Genomic DNA, 13727 nt, shown 5'->3' on the forward strand with positions numbered 1-13727 from the left:
CTATAGAAGGACACAGTGTCGATGCAACACTAGTGTCCCTTCCCCGGAGGCTCGCGATGAACGAGGTAGTGGTGTCCGCCTGGGTCCAGATATCGGGCGAATGCGAAATCAGCTACCACGTCGCCCCGGAGGAAGTCGAAATCCAGGTCGGCGGGCGCTCCGGGTTCATCGTCTTCGCGTCGGAAGCGGGCCTCGCGCACCTCGTCGAGCAGAGCACGAAGGCGCTCGGCGCGCTCCGCGCCCAGCGCGACAAGGCCTAAGGCGCTTACGGCACAACCGGTTCCGGGCCGGGGTCCGGCGCGGCGACCGGGGTCAGCGTGTAGAGCAGGCGGTTCGCGGTGCCTTCCGGGACACCCGTGAGCGCGTTCTTCGTGGCGTTGTCGACCAGTGCCTGCACGACCTCGGCGGGCTTCTTCTCCGGGTTGAGCGAGCGGTACAGCGCGGCCGCGCCCGCGACATGCGCCGCGGCGATCGACGTGCCGGTGATCGAACCGGCCGCCTGACCACCCTTGCGCGGCGCGGCGATGTCGACGCCCGGCGCGTAGAGGTCAAGCCCTGGCCCGAAATCGGAGGTCGTGGACACCCGGTCCTGCTTGTCGCTGGAGCCGACGGTCAGCACCTCGGGCACCCGCGCCGGCGAGAGGCCGGCGACGTCGGCGGAGTCGCCACCGGCCGGGACGACGACCGGCATGACTTCGGCCAGCCGCTTCACGGCCGCGTCCAGCGCGTCGTTCGGGACACCCGCGATGCCCAGCAACGCGACCGCGGGCTGCTTCGCGTTCTTGGCCGTCCAGTCGATACCGGCCAGCAGGTTCTCGGTCAGACCGGTGCCGTCGGCCCCGATCACCCGCACCGGCACGATCGCGGCCCCCTTGGCCACGCCGTACGACCGCCCGCCGACGACGCCCGCCAGCTGGGTGCCATGACCGTTGCCGTCGGCGGTGTCGGTACCGTCCTTCTTCAGGAAGTCCTTGCCGGGCTCGACCCGGCCGCCGAAGTCGGCGTTCGTACTGTCGACACCGCTGTCGATGATGTAAACGGTGACGTCCTCGGCCCGCGTTTCGTAGTGGTACGCAGAGTCGACGCCTTTAGCCTGATCGATGCGGTCAAGCCCCCAGGCGGGTGGATTCGCCTGCTCTTTGACATCGGCTTGGGCGGGCGCGACGGCGGCGAGGGTCATCGCCACCGTCAACGCCACGGCGAACAGGCCACGCGAGGGTCGAATGCTCATGTCATGCGTCTACTCGCGACGGTCACGCACGGCAACCGGAAGGGCGTCCCCTGATCGGGTTTTTCTGCTTGGTTTCATGTGAAACCGCAGGTAGCCGAGGTAAGCGAAGGCCACGACGATGAGCCCGTCGACGAGATGCGCGGCCCACGACACCCTCGGCACCCGCGAAAGCGGGAACAGCACACCGACCGCGCAGACCATAATGGACGTCCACAAAGGAGCGACGCGTGCCCGCGCCAAGCCGATGCCGATCGCCAGCAGGCTCAACGGAAAGAGCGGACCCGGCCAATAGAAGACCAGGTCGGCTCTGACCCCGAACGTGGTCAAGGCCTGCACTGATTGTTCACGGGAAAAGGAAAACAGCTCGTCGTAGAAGCCGCGCACCCCGAACGCGGCACCGCCGATGGCGCCGTAGACGAGCACGAGCTGCACGACACTCGCGTACACCGGCTGCTGCCGTCGCAGCGTGTCGAGCACACCGATCAGCCCGTAGGTCCAGAAGACCAGCGCCAGCACAAGCAAAGTCCCGGTCGCGGCGCTGTAGGTGCCGTTGGGACGCCAGAAGAACGTGGACGCGGCGAAGAGCAGTGGCCCGATGATCAGGCAGCCGCCCTGCAACCGGCAGAGGAACTTTTCGCTGTTCATACCGGTAAGCCTGCGCGAAACGGGCACCGATCTCGTCAGCCCGAGTCGCGTCTTCGCCTGCGACTAAGTTGCAGCCCCCGGCCGCACGAGCCCCGACTCGTAGGCCCGGACGACCAGCTGCGCCCGGTCCCTCGTGTCCATTTTGGACAGGATCCTGGACACGTGCGTCTTCGCCGTGGCGAGGCTGATCACCAGCCGCGCGGCGATCTCGTCGTTCGCCAGACCGGCCACGACCAGGCTCAGCACCTCCCGTTCTCGCTCCGTCAACCGGTCCAGCGGCAGCGGCGGCGCGAGCGCGGCGGGCCGCACGGCGAACTCGGCGATGAGCCGCCGTGTGATCCCGGGCGCCAGCATCCCGTCACCCTGGGCGACCGCCCTGCCCCCGCGCACCAGTACTCGTCGCGGTCGTACGTGGTCAGTATCAGCACCTTGACGTCGGGCAGTTCGGCCATGATCACGCTCGCGGCCTCGATACCGTCCATCCGGGGCATCTGCACGTCGGCCAATACGACATCCGGGCGATGTTCCCGCGCGAGCCGGACAGCCTCCCGGCCATCGGCCGCCTCCGCGACGACCTCGATGTCCGGCTCACCCAGCATCGTGCGCAGCCCGGCACGCACCAGCGCCTGGTCGTCCGCGAGCAGCACCCTGATCACGACGGCGACTCCGACGACCGCAAGCCCGACGACCACGACTCCGGCGACCGCAACGCCGACGACGGCAACTCGGACGACGGCAACTCCGCTCGCACCGCGAACCCGTCACCGCTCGGCCCAGCGACACAGGTCCCGCCCGCGGCCTCGGCACGCTCCCGCATCCCGCGCAGGCCATGCCCGCTGTCGACGGCGATCACCACCTTGTCGTGTTCCCCGCGCTCGACGCGGACGTCCACCGCGGCACCGGGCGCGTGCCGGATGGCGTTGGTCAGCGCCTCCTGCACGATCCGGTATCCCACCGAGCCGACCTCCGGCACATCGACCTCCGGCACTCCGGCCTCTGGCACGCCGTCGTTCAGCCGGACGTCCACTCCAGCCGCCCGCACGTTCGCCACCAGCGCGCCGATCCTGGGCGCGCACTCGGGATCTCGCAGCGCTCCCAGCGCTTCGCGCAGCTCTCGCGACGCGGTCCTGCTTGCCTCCTTGATAGCCGTCAACGCGACCTCCGGCCGGATGTCGCGGCCGAGCAACGCCGCATTGGCCTGCACGCTGATGATCGCCAGGTGATGCGTGACCGAGTCATGCAACTCCCGCGCGATCCTCGCCCGCTCCGTATAAGCGGCCTTCTCCCGCACCTGGGCGCGCCGCACCCTGGTCAACTCGCCCAGAAGGACGACCACGGCCAGCGCACCGGCCACGGCAGCCACCTCGGACCACACGATCCGCTCGCCGAGCAGCACCACGACGCCCTGCGTCAGCACGACACAGGCGCACGCGCCGCCGAACGCGACCCGCCTGAGTCCCGCGGCCGCCGCGAAGTACAGCGTGAGCAGGAACGGTATCGGCTCAGGCCCTCCGGGAAGCCCGAGCGCGTAGTAGGTCGCCATACAGCCCAAAGTCACCGCGAAGACCAAGCTGTAGGCCTGTTCACTCCTTCCTTGCACTCTTCGAGATTATGGCGGGAGGAAGGCTCAAACACTGCGGTTAACCTCAGTAACGAGTGTGGAAACCCGCAGTTTTTCGAGGTGGATCGCCGCGTCGAACGCCCGCGAGACCTCGACTTCCGACCACAGGTGCGCATGCCGGATCTTGGTCGCCGTGCTCGTTTTGAGGTCGGTCACGGTGTCCACGGCGCCGAGTTCCGCCTCGAGGCTGCCCTCGACAGGCTCCCCGAGCTCCTGTTCGTACATCCGGAACCCCAGCCGGGCGGACTCGTCGTTCGCCAGCCCGGTCGTCGTGCCGGAAGCCCCGGTCAGCGCGAGCGCGAAGTAGTCGTCGCCATACCAGTCCGCCAAGAAGGTGCCCGCCGACGGAACACGATGACCCGGCATGATCTGGAACGGAACCCGCTGCAGGTGTCCATTGTGGATCATGACGACGATCTTCTGCCCCCGGTCGAGATACCGCACGGACTCGGCCATGTACTCGTCACGCGACGCGCCTGCGATCGGCTTCCCGGCCATCATGGCCGCGATCTCCTTGAGATAGGTATCCAGCCGAAGCGCACCTGTCGCCAGATGGATCTCGCGCGGATCGTCGAGACTGTCTCGCAGCTTGGTAAGCGCCGCGGTCGCTGCCTCGCTGAGCTTGTCGTAAGGCACGAGCGCGCTGTTGGGCGCCGAGTACGGAGCCGTCGCTTCGATCGCTTGCTCGGCCAGTGGCGAGTCGATGGCCGCGAGGGCGTTGAGCGGAGATCCCCCGGACCCTGGAACGTCGAGACCGGAGTAGCGGATGTCCTGGGTGCGCAGCCACTCCAGCATCTCGTGCATCTCAGGCGAGTCGCCCAGCCCGAAGGTGAACCCGTCGCGCCCGACCTCGGCGACGTCACCGGCGCCACCCCGCAGCCACGCGTCCACCTTCTCCCCTTCGGCGAACCCCGACTCGAACCCCAGTGCGCTGAACCCCTTCGCCTTCAGCCGCCGCAGCAGCCGGTCCCGGATGACCCCGAACTCGTGGATGTGATGGTTGTTCTCCCCGATAGCGACGATCCGGGCATCTCCGATGAGATCCATGACGCCATCAAGCTCACTGTCGTGCATACTGGGCACACTAACGCAACAGGAGTAGCAATTGGCAACCGAGATTCCCGGCACCACCCGCCCCGGCGGCCGCACCGAACGCACCCGCCAAGCGGTACTCCACGCCACCCTCGCCGAACTGGGCGCCCACGGCTACGCGGCACTCACCGTCGACGCGGTCGCCGAGCGCTCCGGCATCCACAAGACCACGATCTACCGCCGCTGGGGCTCGGCCGAAGGCCTCGTCGCCGCCGCACTCGGCCTCGGCAGCGAAGACGACTGGCAAGCCCCCGACACCGGCTCGCTCCGCGGCGACTTGGCCGCGTTGCTCGAAGAGCTGGTGCGCTACTTCACCGACCCCGCGTTGCTGGCGTTGCCCACCGCGTCCGTTTCGGCGGCGTTCCTCTCGGAGCGCGCGGCCGATGCCTTGCGGGACTTCTACCGGGACCGCCACGCCCGGTCGGCCGTGATCATCGACCGCGCCGTCGCGCGCGAGGAGGCTCCGGCGGGGACCGACGCCGTCGAGGTGGTCCGGGCGGCTTGCGGGCCGTTGTTCTATCGGCTCTTCATCTCGCGGGAGCTGGTGGATCAGTCGGTTTCCGAGGGGATCGCGCGTTCGGTGGCGATCGCGACGAGCGCGGGGGCTTACGTTCCGGGTTCGTGAAACGGGTCGTGCGTGGCCAGTCGCGCGAGGGAACCATTGCCGCATCACCTTGACGGAGTTGCTTTTGAGCCGCCAGGTGTCCCAAAACCAACTCCGTCAGGCCCGCGGTCTCGGATTCGCCTGTCATGCGGGGTGATGGCTCGGTGTTTAGCGGGCTTTATCCCGGCCTGGCCCCGCGAAGCGCGGAGCCTGGACTGCCGTTCGCTGCAAAGTCAACTTGCCTGACTGGTGGGGCTGGGGGTCGTGAGTGGTACGGCCGGTTCTAACCGGTCTAAACACTCACGACCCTTTGCCGGGTCAGGTTTTTTCGAGGTACTCGGCGCGGTCGGCGTTGACGACGTCGCTGACCATGTGGGCCAGTCCCGTGTACTTGGCCAGTGCGGGGTCCTCGGACACGATGGCCTGGGCGCGTTCCCGTGCCTCGGCGATCACGTCTTCGTCCTGCAGGAGCGAGAGCAGCTTCAGGCCGGAGCGCTTGCCGGACTGGGCGGCACCGAGGATGTCGCCCTCGCGGCGGATCTCGAGGTCGAGGCGGGACAGCTCGAAGCCGTCGGTGGTGGACTCGACGGCGTTGAGGCGCTCGCGGGTCGTTGTGCCGTCGAGGGTTTCGGTGACCAGCAGGCAGAGGCCGGGGACGCTGCCTCGGCCGACGCGGCCGCGGAGCTGGTGGAGCTGGCTGACGCCGAAACGCTCGGCGTCCATGATGACCATGGCGGTGGCGTTGGGGACGTTGACGCCGACCTCGATGACCGTGGTGGCCACCAGCACGTCGAGCCTGCCCGCCGAGAACTCACGCATGACCTGGTCTTTGTCGTCGGCGGGCATACGGCCGTGCAATACGCCGATCTTCAGGCCCTTGAGCGCGCCGTTGGCGAGGTCGGGTGCGATGTCAAGCACCGCCAGCGGAGGCCGTTTGTCGCTCTTGTCGGAGGCGGGTTCGTCGCCGATGCGGGGGCAGACCACGTAGGCCTGGTGGCCCTTGCCTACCTCTTCGGACACGCGCTGCCAGACGCGGTCGAGCCAGGCCGGCTTCTCGGCGACCGGGACGACGTTGGTCTTGATCGGGGAACGGCCGACCGGCATTTCGCGTAGTGCCGAGGTTTCGAGGTCGCCGTAGACGGTCATGGCGACCGTGCGCGGGATCGGGGTGGCCGTCATGACGAGGACGTGGGGGTTGGTGGAGTCGGCGCCGCGGGACCGGAGTGCGTCGCGTTGCTCGACGCCGAAGCGGTGCTGCTCGTCGACGACGACGAAACCGAGCTCGGCGAAGGAAACCGTGTCCTGGATGAGGGCGTGGGTGCCGACGACGATGCCCGCCGCGCCGCTGGCGGCGTCGAGGAGGGCCTGTTTGCGTTCCTTGGCGCCCATCGAGCCGGTGAGGAGGGTGACGCGGGTGGCGTTTTCGGCCGCGCCGAGTTCGCCTGCCATGCCGATGTCGCCGAGCATCTCGCGCAGGGAACGGGCGTGCTGCGAGGCGAGCACCTCGGTGGGGGCGAGCATGGCGGCTTGGCGGCCGGAGTCGACGGCCTGCAGCATCGCGCGCAGTGCCACGACGGTCTTGCCGCTGCCGACCTCGCCTTGGAGCAGGCGGTTCATCGGGTGGTCCGTGGTCAGCTCGGCCGCGATGACGTCGCCGATCTCACGCTGGCCAGCCGTGAGGTCGAACGGGAGGCGCTTGTCGAACCCGTCGAGCAGGCCACCTTCGACGTGCGGGCACGGCAACGCCGGGCGGGAGATAGCGGAATGGCGGCGCTGGGCGAAGATCAGCTGGACGGCCATCGCCTCGTCCCACTTGAGACGGCGACGCGCCGCCTCGCGGTCGGGCCAGTTCGGGGGGCGGTGGATGTGCCGCAATGCCTTTTCGAGGTCGACCAAGCCGTATTCGGCGAGCAGTTCCGGGGGCATCGGGTCTTCGTCCAGCTCGAACTGGTCGAGGATCTGGCGGACGCATTTGCCGATCACCCAGGTCGGGATGCCTTGCGCGGCAGGGTAAACCGGGATGATCTCGCCGAGGAACTCGTCCATTGTGGACGCGTCGGCTTCGTCGTCGAGCAGTTCGTACTCGGGATTGGTCAGCTGGAGCTGGTCGCGGAACGCGGTGACCTTGCCCGCGAACAGGCCCATCGCGCCGAGCTTGAGCTCCTTCTCGCGCCAGGCCTGGTTGAAGAACGCGCACGACAGCCTGCGACGGCCGTCGGTGATCGTCATCTCGATGATCGTGCCGTACTTGGCCTTCATCGTCCGCTTGTTGACGCGCTCGATGCGGGCCATGACCGTGACGTGCTCGCCGAGTTCGAGCCCGGCGATGTCGGTCAGCTTGCCGCGCTCGGCGTAGTCGCGGGGGTAGTGCCGCAACAGGTCGGAGACCGTGTGGATGTCCAGCGACCCACCGAGCGCCTTCGCGGTTTTGGCGCCCAGCAACGGTGTCAGCTTGTCGCGCAGCCCGGCCACTTACTCGACTCCAATCAACAGCACGGCGTCAGCCAAGCCGCTCGAATAGCTTGTCATCTCGACTTCGGGGTGTTCCAGCCGCAGCTGCTCGGCGAGTTCGGCGTCGACCCCGGTCGGCGCGTCGACCCCGAACAGCACGGTGACCATCTCGCCGCCCGCCGCGAGCATCCGGTTGAGCACGCTCATCGCGGCGGCCACGAGGTTCGTCTCCGAGGCGGGGGCGGGCTCGATGAGCACCACCTCACCGTCGACGAAGCCGATGACGTCGCCTTCCTGGGCGCGGCCGACCCAGGTCAGCGACTCCTCGTGGGCGATCACGAGCTCGCCGCGCCTGGTCGCGGCCGCGGCCTCGGCCATGGCCACGACGTCGTCGTTCGTGCGGCGCGAGGGGTCGTGCACCGCCAGCGCGGCCAGCACCTGCACCGGCGACGAACACGGGATGACCACCACGTCCCGCTCCCCCGCCATGGCGTGGCCCGCCGCCGCGTCGGCCGCGCCGGTGAGCGCGACGCCCCCGGGCAGCACGGTCACGTGCCGCCCCGCCGCCTCGTTGATGAGCCCGAGCATTTCCTCCACACTCGGAATAGTGCCGCTCGGCACCGACAAAACCGCGATTCCCTCGGCTCGCAGCAGCTCGGCGATCGCCCAGCCGTGCACGACCGCGACCACCGTGCGGTCCACGCCGCTGCCCGGTTCGAGCGGCGTCGGCGTGATGAGCGGCTCGACGCGGATCCGGCGCGGGCGGCCCGCTTCGATGCCAGCCTCGATCGCGCCGCCGATGTCGGCGCAGTGCACGTGGACGGCGTGGGAGCCGGACCCGTCGGCGGCGACCGTGACGCTGTCGCCGAGCCCGGTCAGCGCCTTGCGCAACCCGGGCAGCGCGCTCTCCGCGACGCCGTCGAGCAGGTACATGACCTCCCAGGCGTGCGGAGCCGGCAGGCCGTGGTCGTGCGTGTGGGCTTCGAGCGAGTGCGTCGGCACGCTGTTGGTGCCGGTGATCACACCGACCAGCGCGTCGAGCACCGCGACCAGCCCACGCCCGCCCGCGTCGACCACGCCGGCCTTGGCCAGCACGGGCAGCTGGTTGGGGGTCTCGTCGAGCGCCGCCGACGCGGCCGCCGCGGCGCGCGTGGCCACGTCGGTGAGCGAGCGGGTGTCGTCCTTGACCGCGGCCGCGACCGCGTGCAGGACGCTGAGGATCGTGCCGGCGACCGGCCTGGTCACGGCCCCGGTGGCGACGATGTCGGCGTGCACGAGCGCGGCGGCCAGCCCGGGTCCGTCGATGGCGCCCGTCGCCGTGGCCGACTCGGCGAAACCGCGGATGACCTGGGAAATGATGATCCCGGAGTTGCCGCGTGCCGCCGCGACGGCGCCCTTCGCGAACAGTCTGAGCGCCTCGATCGCGTCCCGCGGGTCCGCGCCGGACAGCTCCTCGTTGGCGCCGGTCATCGTGTGCAGCAGGTTGGAGCCGGTGTCGGAGTCGGCGACCGGGTACACGTTGATGCCGTTGATCGCCGGTCGCAGCTGGTCAAGGGTGTGCACACAGGCCGAGGCCCAAGCCGAAACCGCACCCGCGTCCAGCACTCGCACGCTGTAACCTCCTACTGGTCTTGGGCAGGGTATCGACCCCCTTGGCATCTGCGGGGAACCCACTGGTTACTATGGTCGAGTTGCCCAGTCGACCTGGGCCGTGATTTGTCTTCCCATATTCAAAGGAGTTCGACGTGGCTGCCGTGTGCGACGTCTGTGCCAAGGGACCTGGCTTCGGTAAGTCGGTTTCGCACTCCCACCGGCGTACCAACCGCCGCTGGAACCCGAACATCCAGACCGTTCACGCGAAGATCGGCCTGTCCCAGCGCAAGCGCATGAACGTGTGCACCTCGTGCATCAAGGCCGGCAAGGTCACGCGCGGCTGAGCTAGGGGTTCGGACAGCGGCCCGGGAGACTCTCTGAGTCCCCGGGCCTTTTGTCGTGCTCAAGAGGGGGCATAGGAGTGAGCCAAGACTTCTACGTCGGCGACCACGTCGTCTGGAATGTGTCGAATGGGACCGGACTGCTGTTCGTACAGTACGCCGAAGCGCTCTCAGGACTGATCAAGCGCAACACCGGGATCACCAGGGCGTATCGCCTCGCGGACTCCGACGAGTGGGAAATCCACATGTGGGTCTTCGAGCGCTTTGTCGACGCCCTGGTCGAGGACTACCAATGGCGGGGGCCTGGAACGCTGCGGTCGATGCTCGGGGGCTTCCTCGCGACCGCGGTTCCGCTGGTACTGGAGTGCGGAGGAACCTTGCCGTCGCTGAAGCCCGAATCGGCACCTCCGGCACTGACCGCCGGGGCGCTCGGCATTGAACGACCAGGTCAGGGGTCGTGAGTGGTACGGCCGGTTCTAACCGGTCTAAACACTCACGACCCCAGCGGCCTCGCTGGCGAAACGTCAAAACCGCAACGGCTGGGGTTGGAGGTTCGCGACGACGGCGTCGGAGATGCTCTGCAGCGGTCCGGTGCCCGCCGACTGCGGAATCGTGAGCGCGACGTACACCGAGCGGTCCACGAGATACCAGGTCGAGACGCCATCGGCTTCGACCGGCAGCCACTGGACGCCGTTGATCGTGCGCAGCTGCGCGGTCTGCGTCAGCTCGGAAGGCTTCTCAAGCCCGCAGCGCAGTACGACGGCTTCCCTGCCCCAGGCGACGGTCGCGGCGGGCGCGGGCTCGGCCAGCTCGCGGCGGGACAAAGTCTTGCCATTGGATGTCAGGTCGGCGGGCAGTCCGCCGACGAGCTTGGCGCAGTCCGCAGAGCCCGCCTGGGGCGCGGGCACCGAAACCAGCGGGAGCGGCCCGGTGTCGCCCTCCGGCTCGGCCGAAGTGCTGCCCTTCAGCCCGAAGTAGGCGACGCCACCAGCGAAAAGCACGGCCAGCACCGCCGCGACGACCAGAAGTACGCGCGGCGGCGCGCCGTTGTCCGTTTCAGCCACCCGCTAACTACAGCATGCGTTACAGGTGCACCACGGGGCAGGTCAGCGTCCGGGTGATCCCGTCCACGTTCTGCACCTTCGCGACGACGAGCTGACCCAGCTGGTCGACGCTGTCCGCGGCGGCGCGGACGATCACGTCGTACGGCCCGGTGACATCCTCGGAGCTCGTCACACCAGGGATGCCGGAGATCTCCGCGGCCACGGCCGCCGCCTTGCCGACCTCGGTCTGGATGAGGATGTATGCGTGAACCACGGCGCGCCCCTTCGTCTGGATCGATCGGCTCAAGGTAGGAACGTTGTGGGTGTCGCCAGCAACGTACAAGAAACATAGGGCATCCGACTATCGGTGATCAGCATTCGTTGTTCAAGAACGAACGGAGGTGACAGGTGTCACCACGAAATCCTCAGGTGACGGTGGGTGAGACGGGCGAGTTCGGCCTGATCCGCGCCGTGACGAAAGGGCGCAAGCAGCCCGCGCCGACCCTGCTCGGCCCCGGTGACGACGCAGCCGTGGTCGCCGCGCCGGACGGCAGGGTGGTCGCGAGCACGGACGTGCTGGTCCAGGGCGTGCACTTCCGCTTCGACTGGTCCAGCCCCGGCCACGTCGGGCGCAAGGCGGTCGCGGTCAACCTCGCCGACATCGCCGCGATGGGCGCGACGCCCACCGCGGTGCTCGTCGGCCTCGCCTGCCCGCCGGACACCCCGGCGGAGGTGATCACCGAGCTCATGGACGGCATGTGGGCCGAGGCGTCCGCGGTCGGCGTCGGCGTGGTGGGCGGCGACATGGTCCGCGCCGACCAGGTGGTGATCAGTGTCACGGCGCTCGGCGACCTGGGCGGCCGGGCGATGATCACCCGCTCCGGCGCGCGCCCCGGCGACGTGCTGGCCGTGCGCGGCAGGCTCGGCTGGGCGGCGGCCGGTCTCGCCGTGCTGGGCCGGGGTTTCCGCTCACCGGTCGGCGTCGTCAACGCCCAGCGCTGCCCGGAACCGCCCTACGACGCGGGCCCGCAGGCCGCCGAAGCAGGCGCGACCTCGATGATCGACATCTCCGACGGCCTGCTCGCCGACCTGGCGCACATCGCGGCCGCGTCCGAGGTCGGCATCGACGTCCAGACCGAACGCCTGGAGATCGCCACCCGGCTCGTCGAAGTCGGCTCGGCGCTGGGCGCGGACCCGGTGACCTGGGTGCTGACCGGTGGCGAGGACCACGCGCTGGCGGCCACCTTCGCGCCGGGCCCGCCGCTGCCGGAAGGCTGGCGGCGCATCGGCGCGGTGACCATGCCGGGCACCGGCGTGACCGTCGACGGCAAGCCCTACGAGGCGCCGCCCGGCTGGGAACACTGGCGCTGAAAAGTGCGCTGAAAAGTGTCGTACCCGTCGCCTAGTGTGCTGGTCATGGACATCCACACGGTCGACTACGCCCACCCGGACGCGGTGCGGTTGATCGCCGGGGTGCAGCAGGAGTACGTCGAGCGGTACGGCGGCCCGGACGCCACCCCGGTCGACTCGGCCGACTTCGTGCTGCCCAACGGTTTGTTCCTCGTGGGCTACCGCGACGGGGAGCCGATCGCGTGCGGGTCGTGGCGGGCCGCCACCGCCGAAGGACTGCGCCCCGGCGACGCCGAGCTGAAGCGCATGTTCGTCACGCCTTCCTTCCGTGGCAAGGGTTTCTCGCGTGATCTGCTCGCCGAGCTGGAGCGCACGGCGTTCGCCGCCTGCCGCACCCGAGCGGTCCTGGAGACGGGCACGTTGCAGCCGGAGGCGATCGCGTTGTACCGATCTTCGGGATATACCGAGATTCCCAAGTTCGGGATCTACCGCCACACCCCGGAAAGCATCTGTTTCGCGAAGGAGCTCAATGGCGATCTACGCACTCGGTGACCTCGAACCGAAGATCCACCCCGACGCGTACGTCCATCCCGACGCGACGGTCATCGGCGACGTCCGCATCGGCGCGTTCGCCTCGGTGTGGCCGCAAACCGTGCTGCGCGGCGACCACGGCCACATCGAGATCGGCGAGCGCTCCAACGTCCAGGACGGCTGCGTGATCCATTGCACGCGCGCCCAGCCGACCCTGCTCGGCCCGTCGTCCGCGGTCGGTCATGCGGTGCACATCGAAGGCGCCACGATCGGCACCGGCTGCTTGATCGCGTCGGGCTCGGTGGTCCTCAACGGCACGGTCGTCGAGGACGGCGGCATGGTCGGCGCCGGCGCGGTCGTGTCGTACAACGGTCACGTCCCGAGTGGCCACATCGCGCTCGGCGTCCCGGCCAAGATCCGCGAGAACAAGTCCTTCGGGCCGGACAACATCGCCATGGTCGTCGACAGTTATGTAGCGCGAGGCCAACGTTTCCGTACCGAACTCAGGCGCTTGGACCTGTAGCAGTAGGCTCGCTCGCCGTGACAGCGCGCCCGTTGAACGAGATCGTCGAAGCAGGCTGGGCGGAAGCCCTCGAACCGGTGGCGGACAAGATCGCCGCGATGGGGGAGTTCCTCCGCGCGGAGATCGCCGCAGGCCGCACCTACCTACCGGCGGGCCCGCACGTGCTGCGCGCCTTCCAGCAGCCGTTCCACGACGTCCGCGTGCTGATCGTCGGCCAGGACCCGTACCCGACCCCAGGCCACGCGGTCGGCCTCAGCTTTTCGGTGGCGCCTGAAGTGCGCCCGATCCCGAAGAGCCTGATCAACATCTACAAGGAGTACGCCGAGGACCTCGGCCACCCGCTCCCGTCCAACGGCGACCTGACGCCTTGGGCCGAGCAGGGCGTCCTGCTGCTCAACAGGGCACTGACGGTCCAGCCCGGCAAGTCCAACGCCCACCAGGGCAAGGGCTGGGAAGACGTCACCGCCCAGGCCATCAAGGCACTCGCCGCCCGCTCGGAGCCGATGGTCGCCATCCTCTGGGGCCGCAACGCCCGCAACCTCCGCCCGATGCTGGGCGAGATCCCCTGCATCGAGTCGGCCCACCCGAGCCCCCTCTCGGCCCACAACGGCTTCTTCGGCTCCCGCCCCTTCAGCCGCGCCAACGAACTCCTCCAGCAACAGGGCGCCGCCCCCGTCGACTGGAAGCTCCCCTAAAAAAGCT

General features: G+C 68.8%; 16 protein-coding genes and 1 pseudogene. 8 read left to right on the forward strand and 9 right to left on the reverse strand.

All coding sequences use genetic code 11. The features are described 5' to 3' along the window. The first annotated feature begins 56 nt into the window (after nucleotides 1–56). Nucleotides 57–260: a hypothetical protein gene (locus AB5J62_RS32010; protein ID WP_370943728.1), complete on the forward strand. Its 204-nt coding sequence runs from the start codon at nucleotides 57–59 to the stop codon at nucleotides 258–260. A gap of 5 nt (nucleotides 261–265) precedes the next feature. Here AB5J62_RS32010 and AB5J62_RS32015 read toward each other — a convergent pair whose 3' ends face one another. From AB5J62_RS32015 to AB5J62_RS32035, 5 genes and pseudogenes are all read right to left on the reverse strand, one after another. Beyond that, nucleotides 266–1231, reverse strand: coding sequence for a S8 family peptidase (locus tag AB5J62_RS32015; RefSeq protein WP_370943729.1), 966 nt, complete (start codon nucleotides 1229–1231; stop codon nucleotides 266–268). A 9-nt stretch (nucleotides 1232–1240) separates the two neighbouring features. Continuing rightward, nucleotides 1241–1876, reverse strand: coding sequence for a hypothetical protein (locus tag AB5J62_RS32020; protein ID WP_370943730.1), 636 nt, complete (start codon nucleotides 1874–1876; stop codon nucleotides 1241–1243). Between the two features lie 63 nt (nucleotides 1877–1939). Continuing rightward, nucleotides 1940–2532, reverse strand: a pseudogene (locus AB5J62_RS32025) (response regulator transcription factor). Further along, nucleotides 2529–3419 carry a sensor histidine kinase gene (locus AB5J62_RS32030; protein ID WP_370943731.1) on the reverse strand — a complete coding sequence of 297 codons (891 nt, stop codon included), beginning with the start codon at nucleotides 3417–3419 and terminating at the stop codon, nucleotides 2529–2531. Before AB5J62_RS32030 ends, AB5J62_RS32025 begins: the two are co-directional and overlap by 4 nt. Before the next feature lie 84 nt (nucleotides 3420–3503). After that, nucleotides 3504–4544: an erythromycin esterase family protein gene (locus AB5J62_RS32035; RefSeq protein WP_370943732.1), complete on the reverse strand. Its 1041-nt coding sequence runs from the start codon at nucleotides 4542–4544 to the stop codon at nucleotides 3504–3506. A 58-nt stretch (nucleotides 4545–4602) separates the two neighbouring features. Here AB5J62_RS32035 and AB5J62_RS32040 point away from each other — a divergent pair, with 58 nt between their 5' ends. After that, entirely contained in the window at nucleotides 4603–5214 is a 612-nt protein-coding gene (locus tag AB5J62_RS32040) for a TetR/AcrR family transcriptional regulator (protein WP_370943733.1), read from the forward strand. Between the two features lie 297 nt (nucleotides 5215–5511). Here AB5J62_RS32040 and recG read toward each other — a convergent pair whose 3' ends face one another. Further along, complete coding sequence (gene recG / locus AB5J62_RS32045) at nucleotides 5512–7665, reverse strand: ATP-dependent DNA helicase RecG (RefSeq protein ID WP_370943734.1); 2154 nt, start codon at nucleotides 7663–7665, stop codon at nucleotides 5512–5514. Next, nucleotides 7666–9255, reverse strand: coding sequence for a DAK2 domain-containing protein (locus AB5J62_RS32050; protein WP_370943735.1), 1590 nt, complete (start codon nucleotides 9253–9255; stop codon nucleotides 7666–7668). It lies immediately after the preceding gene. Nucleotides 9256–9389: 134 nt separating this feature from the next. Here AB5J62_RS32050 and rpmB point away from each other — a divergent pair, with 134 nt between their 5' ends. Both rpmB and AB5J62_RS32060 read left to right on the forward strand, forming a co-directional pair. Then, complete coding sequence (gene rpmB, locus AB5J62_RS32055) at nucleotides 9390–9581, forward strand: 50S ribosomal protein L28 (protein ID WP_091289191.1); 192 nt, start codon at nucleotides 9390–9392, stop codon at nucleotides 9579–9581. A gap of 77 nt (nucleotides 9582–9658) precedes the next feature. Then, entirely contained in the window at nucleotides 9659–10039 is a 381-nt protein-coding gene (locus AB5J62_RS32060) for a DUF6086 family protein (protein ID WP_370943736.1), read from the forward strand. A 63-nt stretch (nucleotides 10040–10102) separates the two neighbouring features. Here AB5J62_RS32060 and AB5J62_RS32065 read toward each other — a convergent pair whose 3' ends face one another. Both AB5J62_RS32065 and AB5J62_RS32070 read right to left on the reverse strand, forming a co-directional pair. Further along, complete coding sequence (locus AB5J62_RS32065) at nucleotides 10103–10642, reverse strand: DUF3515 domain-containing protein (RefSeq protein WP_370943737.1); 540 nt, start codon at nucleotides 10640–10642, stop codon at nucleotides 10103–10105. 19 nt (nucleotides 10643–10661) lie between these two features. Further along, nucleotides 10662–10895 carry an Lrp/AsnC family transcriptional regulator gene (locus AB5J62_RS32070; protein WP_091289195.1) on the reverse strand — a complete coding sequence of 78 codons (234 nt, stop codon included), beginning with the start codon at nucleotides 10893–10895 and terminating at the stop codon, nucleotides 10662–10664. Between the two features lie 134 nt (nucleotides 10896–11029). Here AB5J62_RS32070 and AB5J62_RS32075 point away from each other — a divergent pair, with 134 nt between their 5' ends. The 4 genes from AB5J62_RS32075 to AB5J62_RS32090 are packed head-to-tail and all read left to right on the forward strand — an operon-like array spanning nucleotide 11030 to nucleotide 13720. Beyond that, nucleotides 11030–11992 (forward strand): thiamine-phosphate kinase, encoded by a 963-nt coding sequence (locus AB5J62_RS32075; RefSeq protein WP_370943738.1) that lies wholly within the window; start codon nucleotides 11030–11032, stop codon nucleotides 11990–11992. A 45-nt stretch (nucleotides 11993–12037) separates the two neighbouring features. Further along, the gene (locus AB5J62_RS32080; RefSeq protein ID WP_370943739.1) at nucleotides 12038–12523 is read left to right on the forward strand and encodes a GNAT family N-acetyltransferase; all 486 of its coding nucleotides are present in this window, start codon (nucleotides 12038–12040) and stop codon (nucleotides 12521–12523) included. Then, complete coding sequence (locus AB5J62_RS32085) at nucleotides 12501–13025, forward strand: gamma carbonic anhydrase family protein (protein ID WP_370943740.1); 525 nt, start codon at nucleotides 12501–12503, stop codon at nucleotides 13023–13025. The genes AB5J62_RS32080 and AB5J62_RS32085 overlap by 23 nt, the downstream gene beginning before the upstream one ends. 17 nt (nucleotides 13026–13042) lie before the next feature. Then, on the forward strand, nucleotides 13043–13720 hold the full coding sequence (locus tag AB5J62_RS32090; RefSeq protein ID WP_370943741.1) for a uracil-DNA glycosylase: 678 nt from the start codon (nucleotides 13043–13045) through the stop codon (nucleotides 13718–13720). Nucleotides 13721–13727 lie beyond the last annotated feature (7 nt).

Origin of the sequence: Amycolatopsis sp. cg5, assembly GCF_041346955.1 — a bacterium.
GTDB lineage: Bacteria > Actinomycetota > Actinomycetes > Mycobacteriales > Pseudonocardiaceae > Amycolatopsis.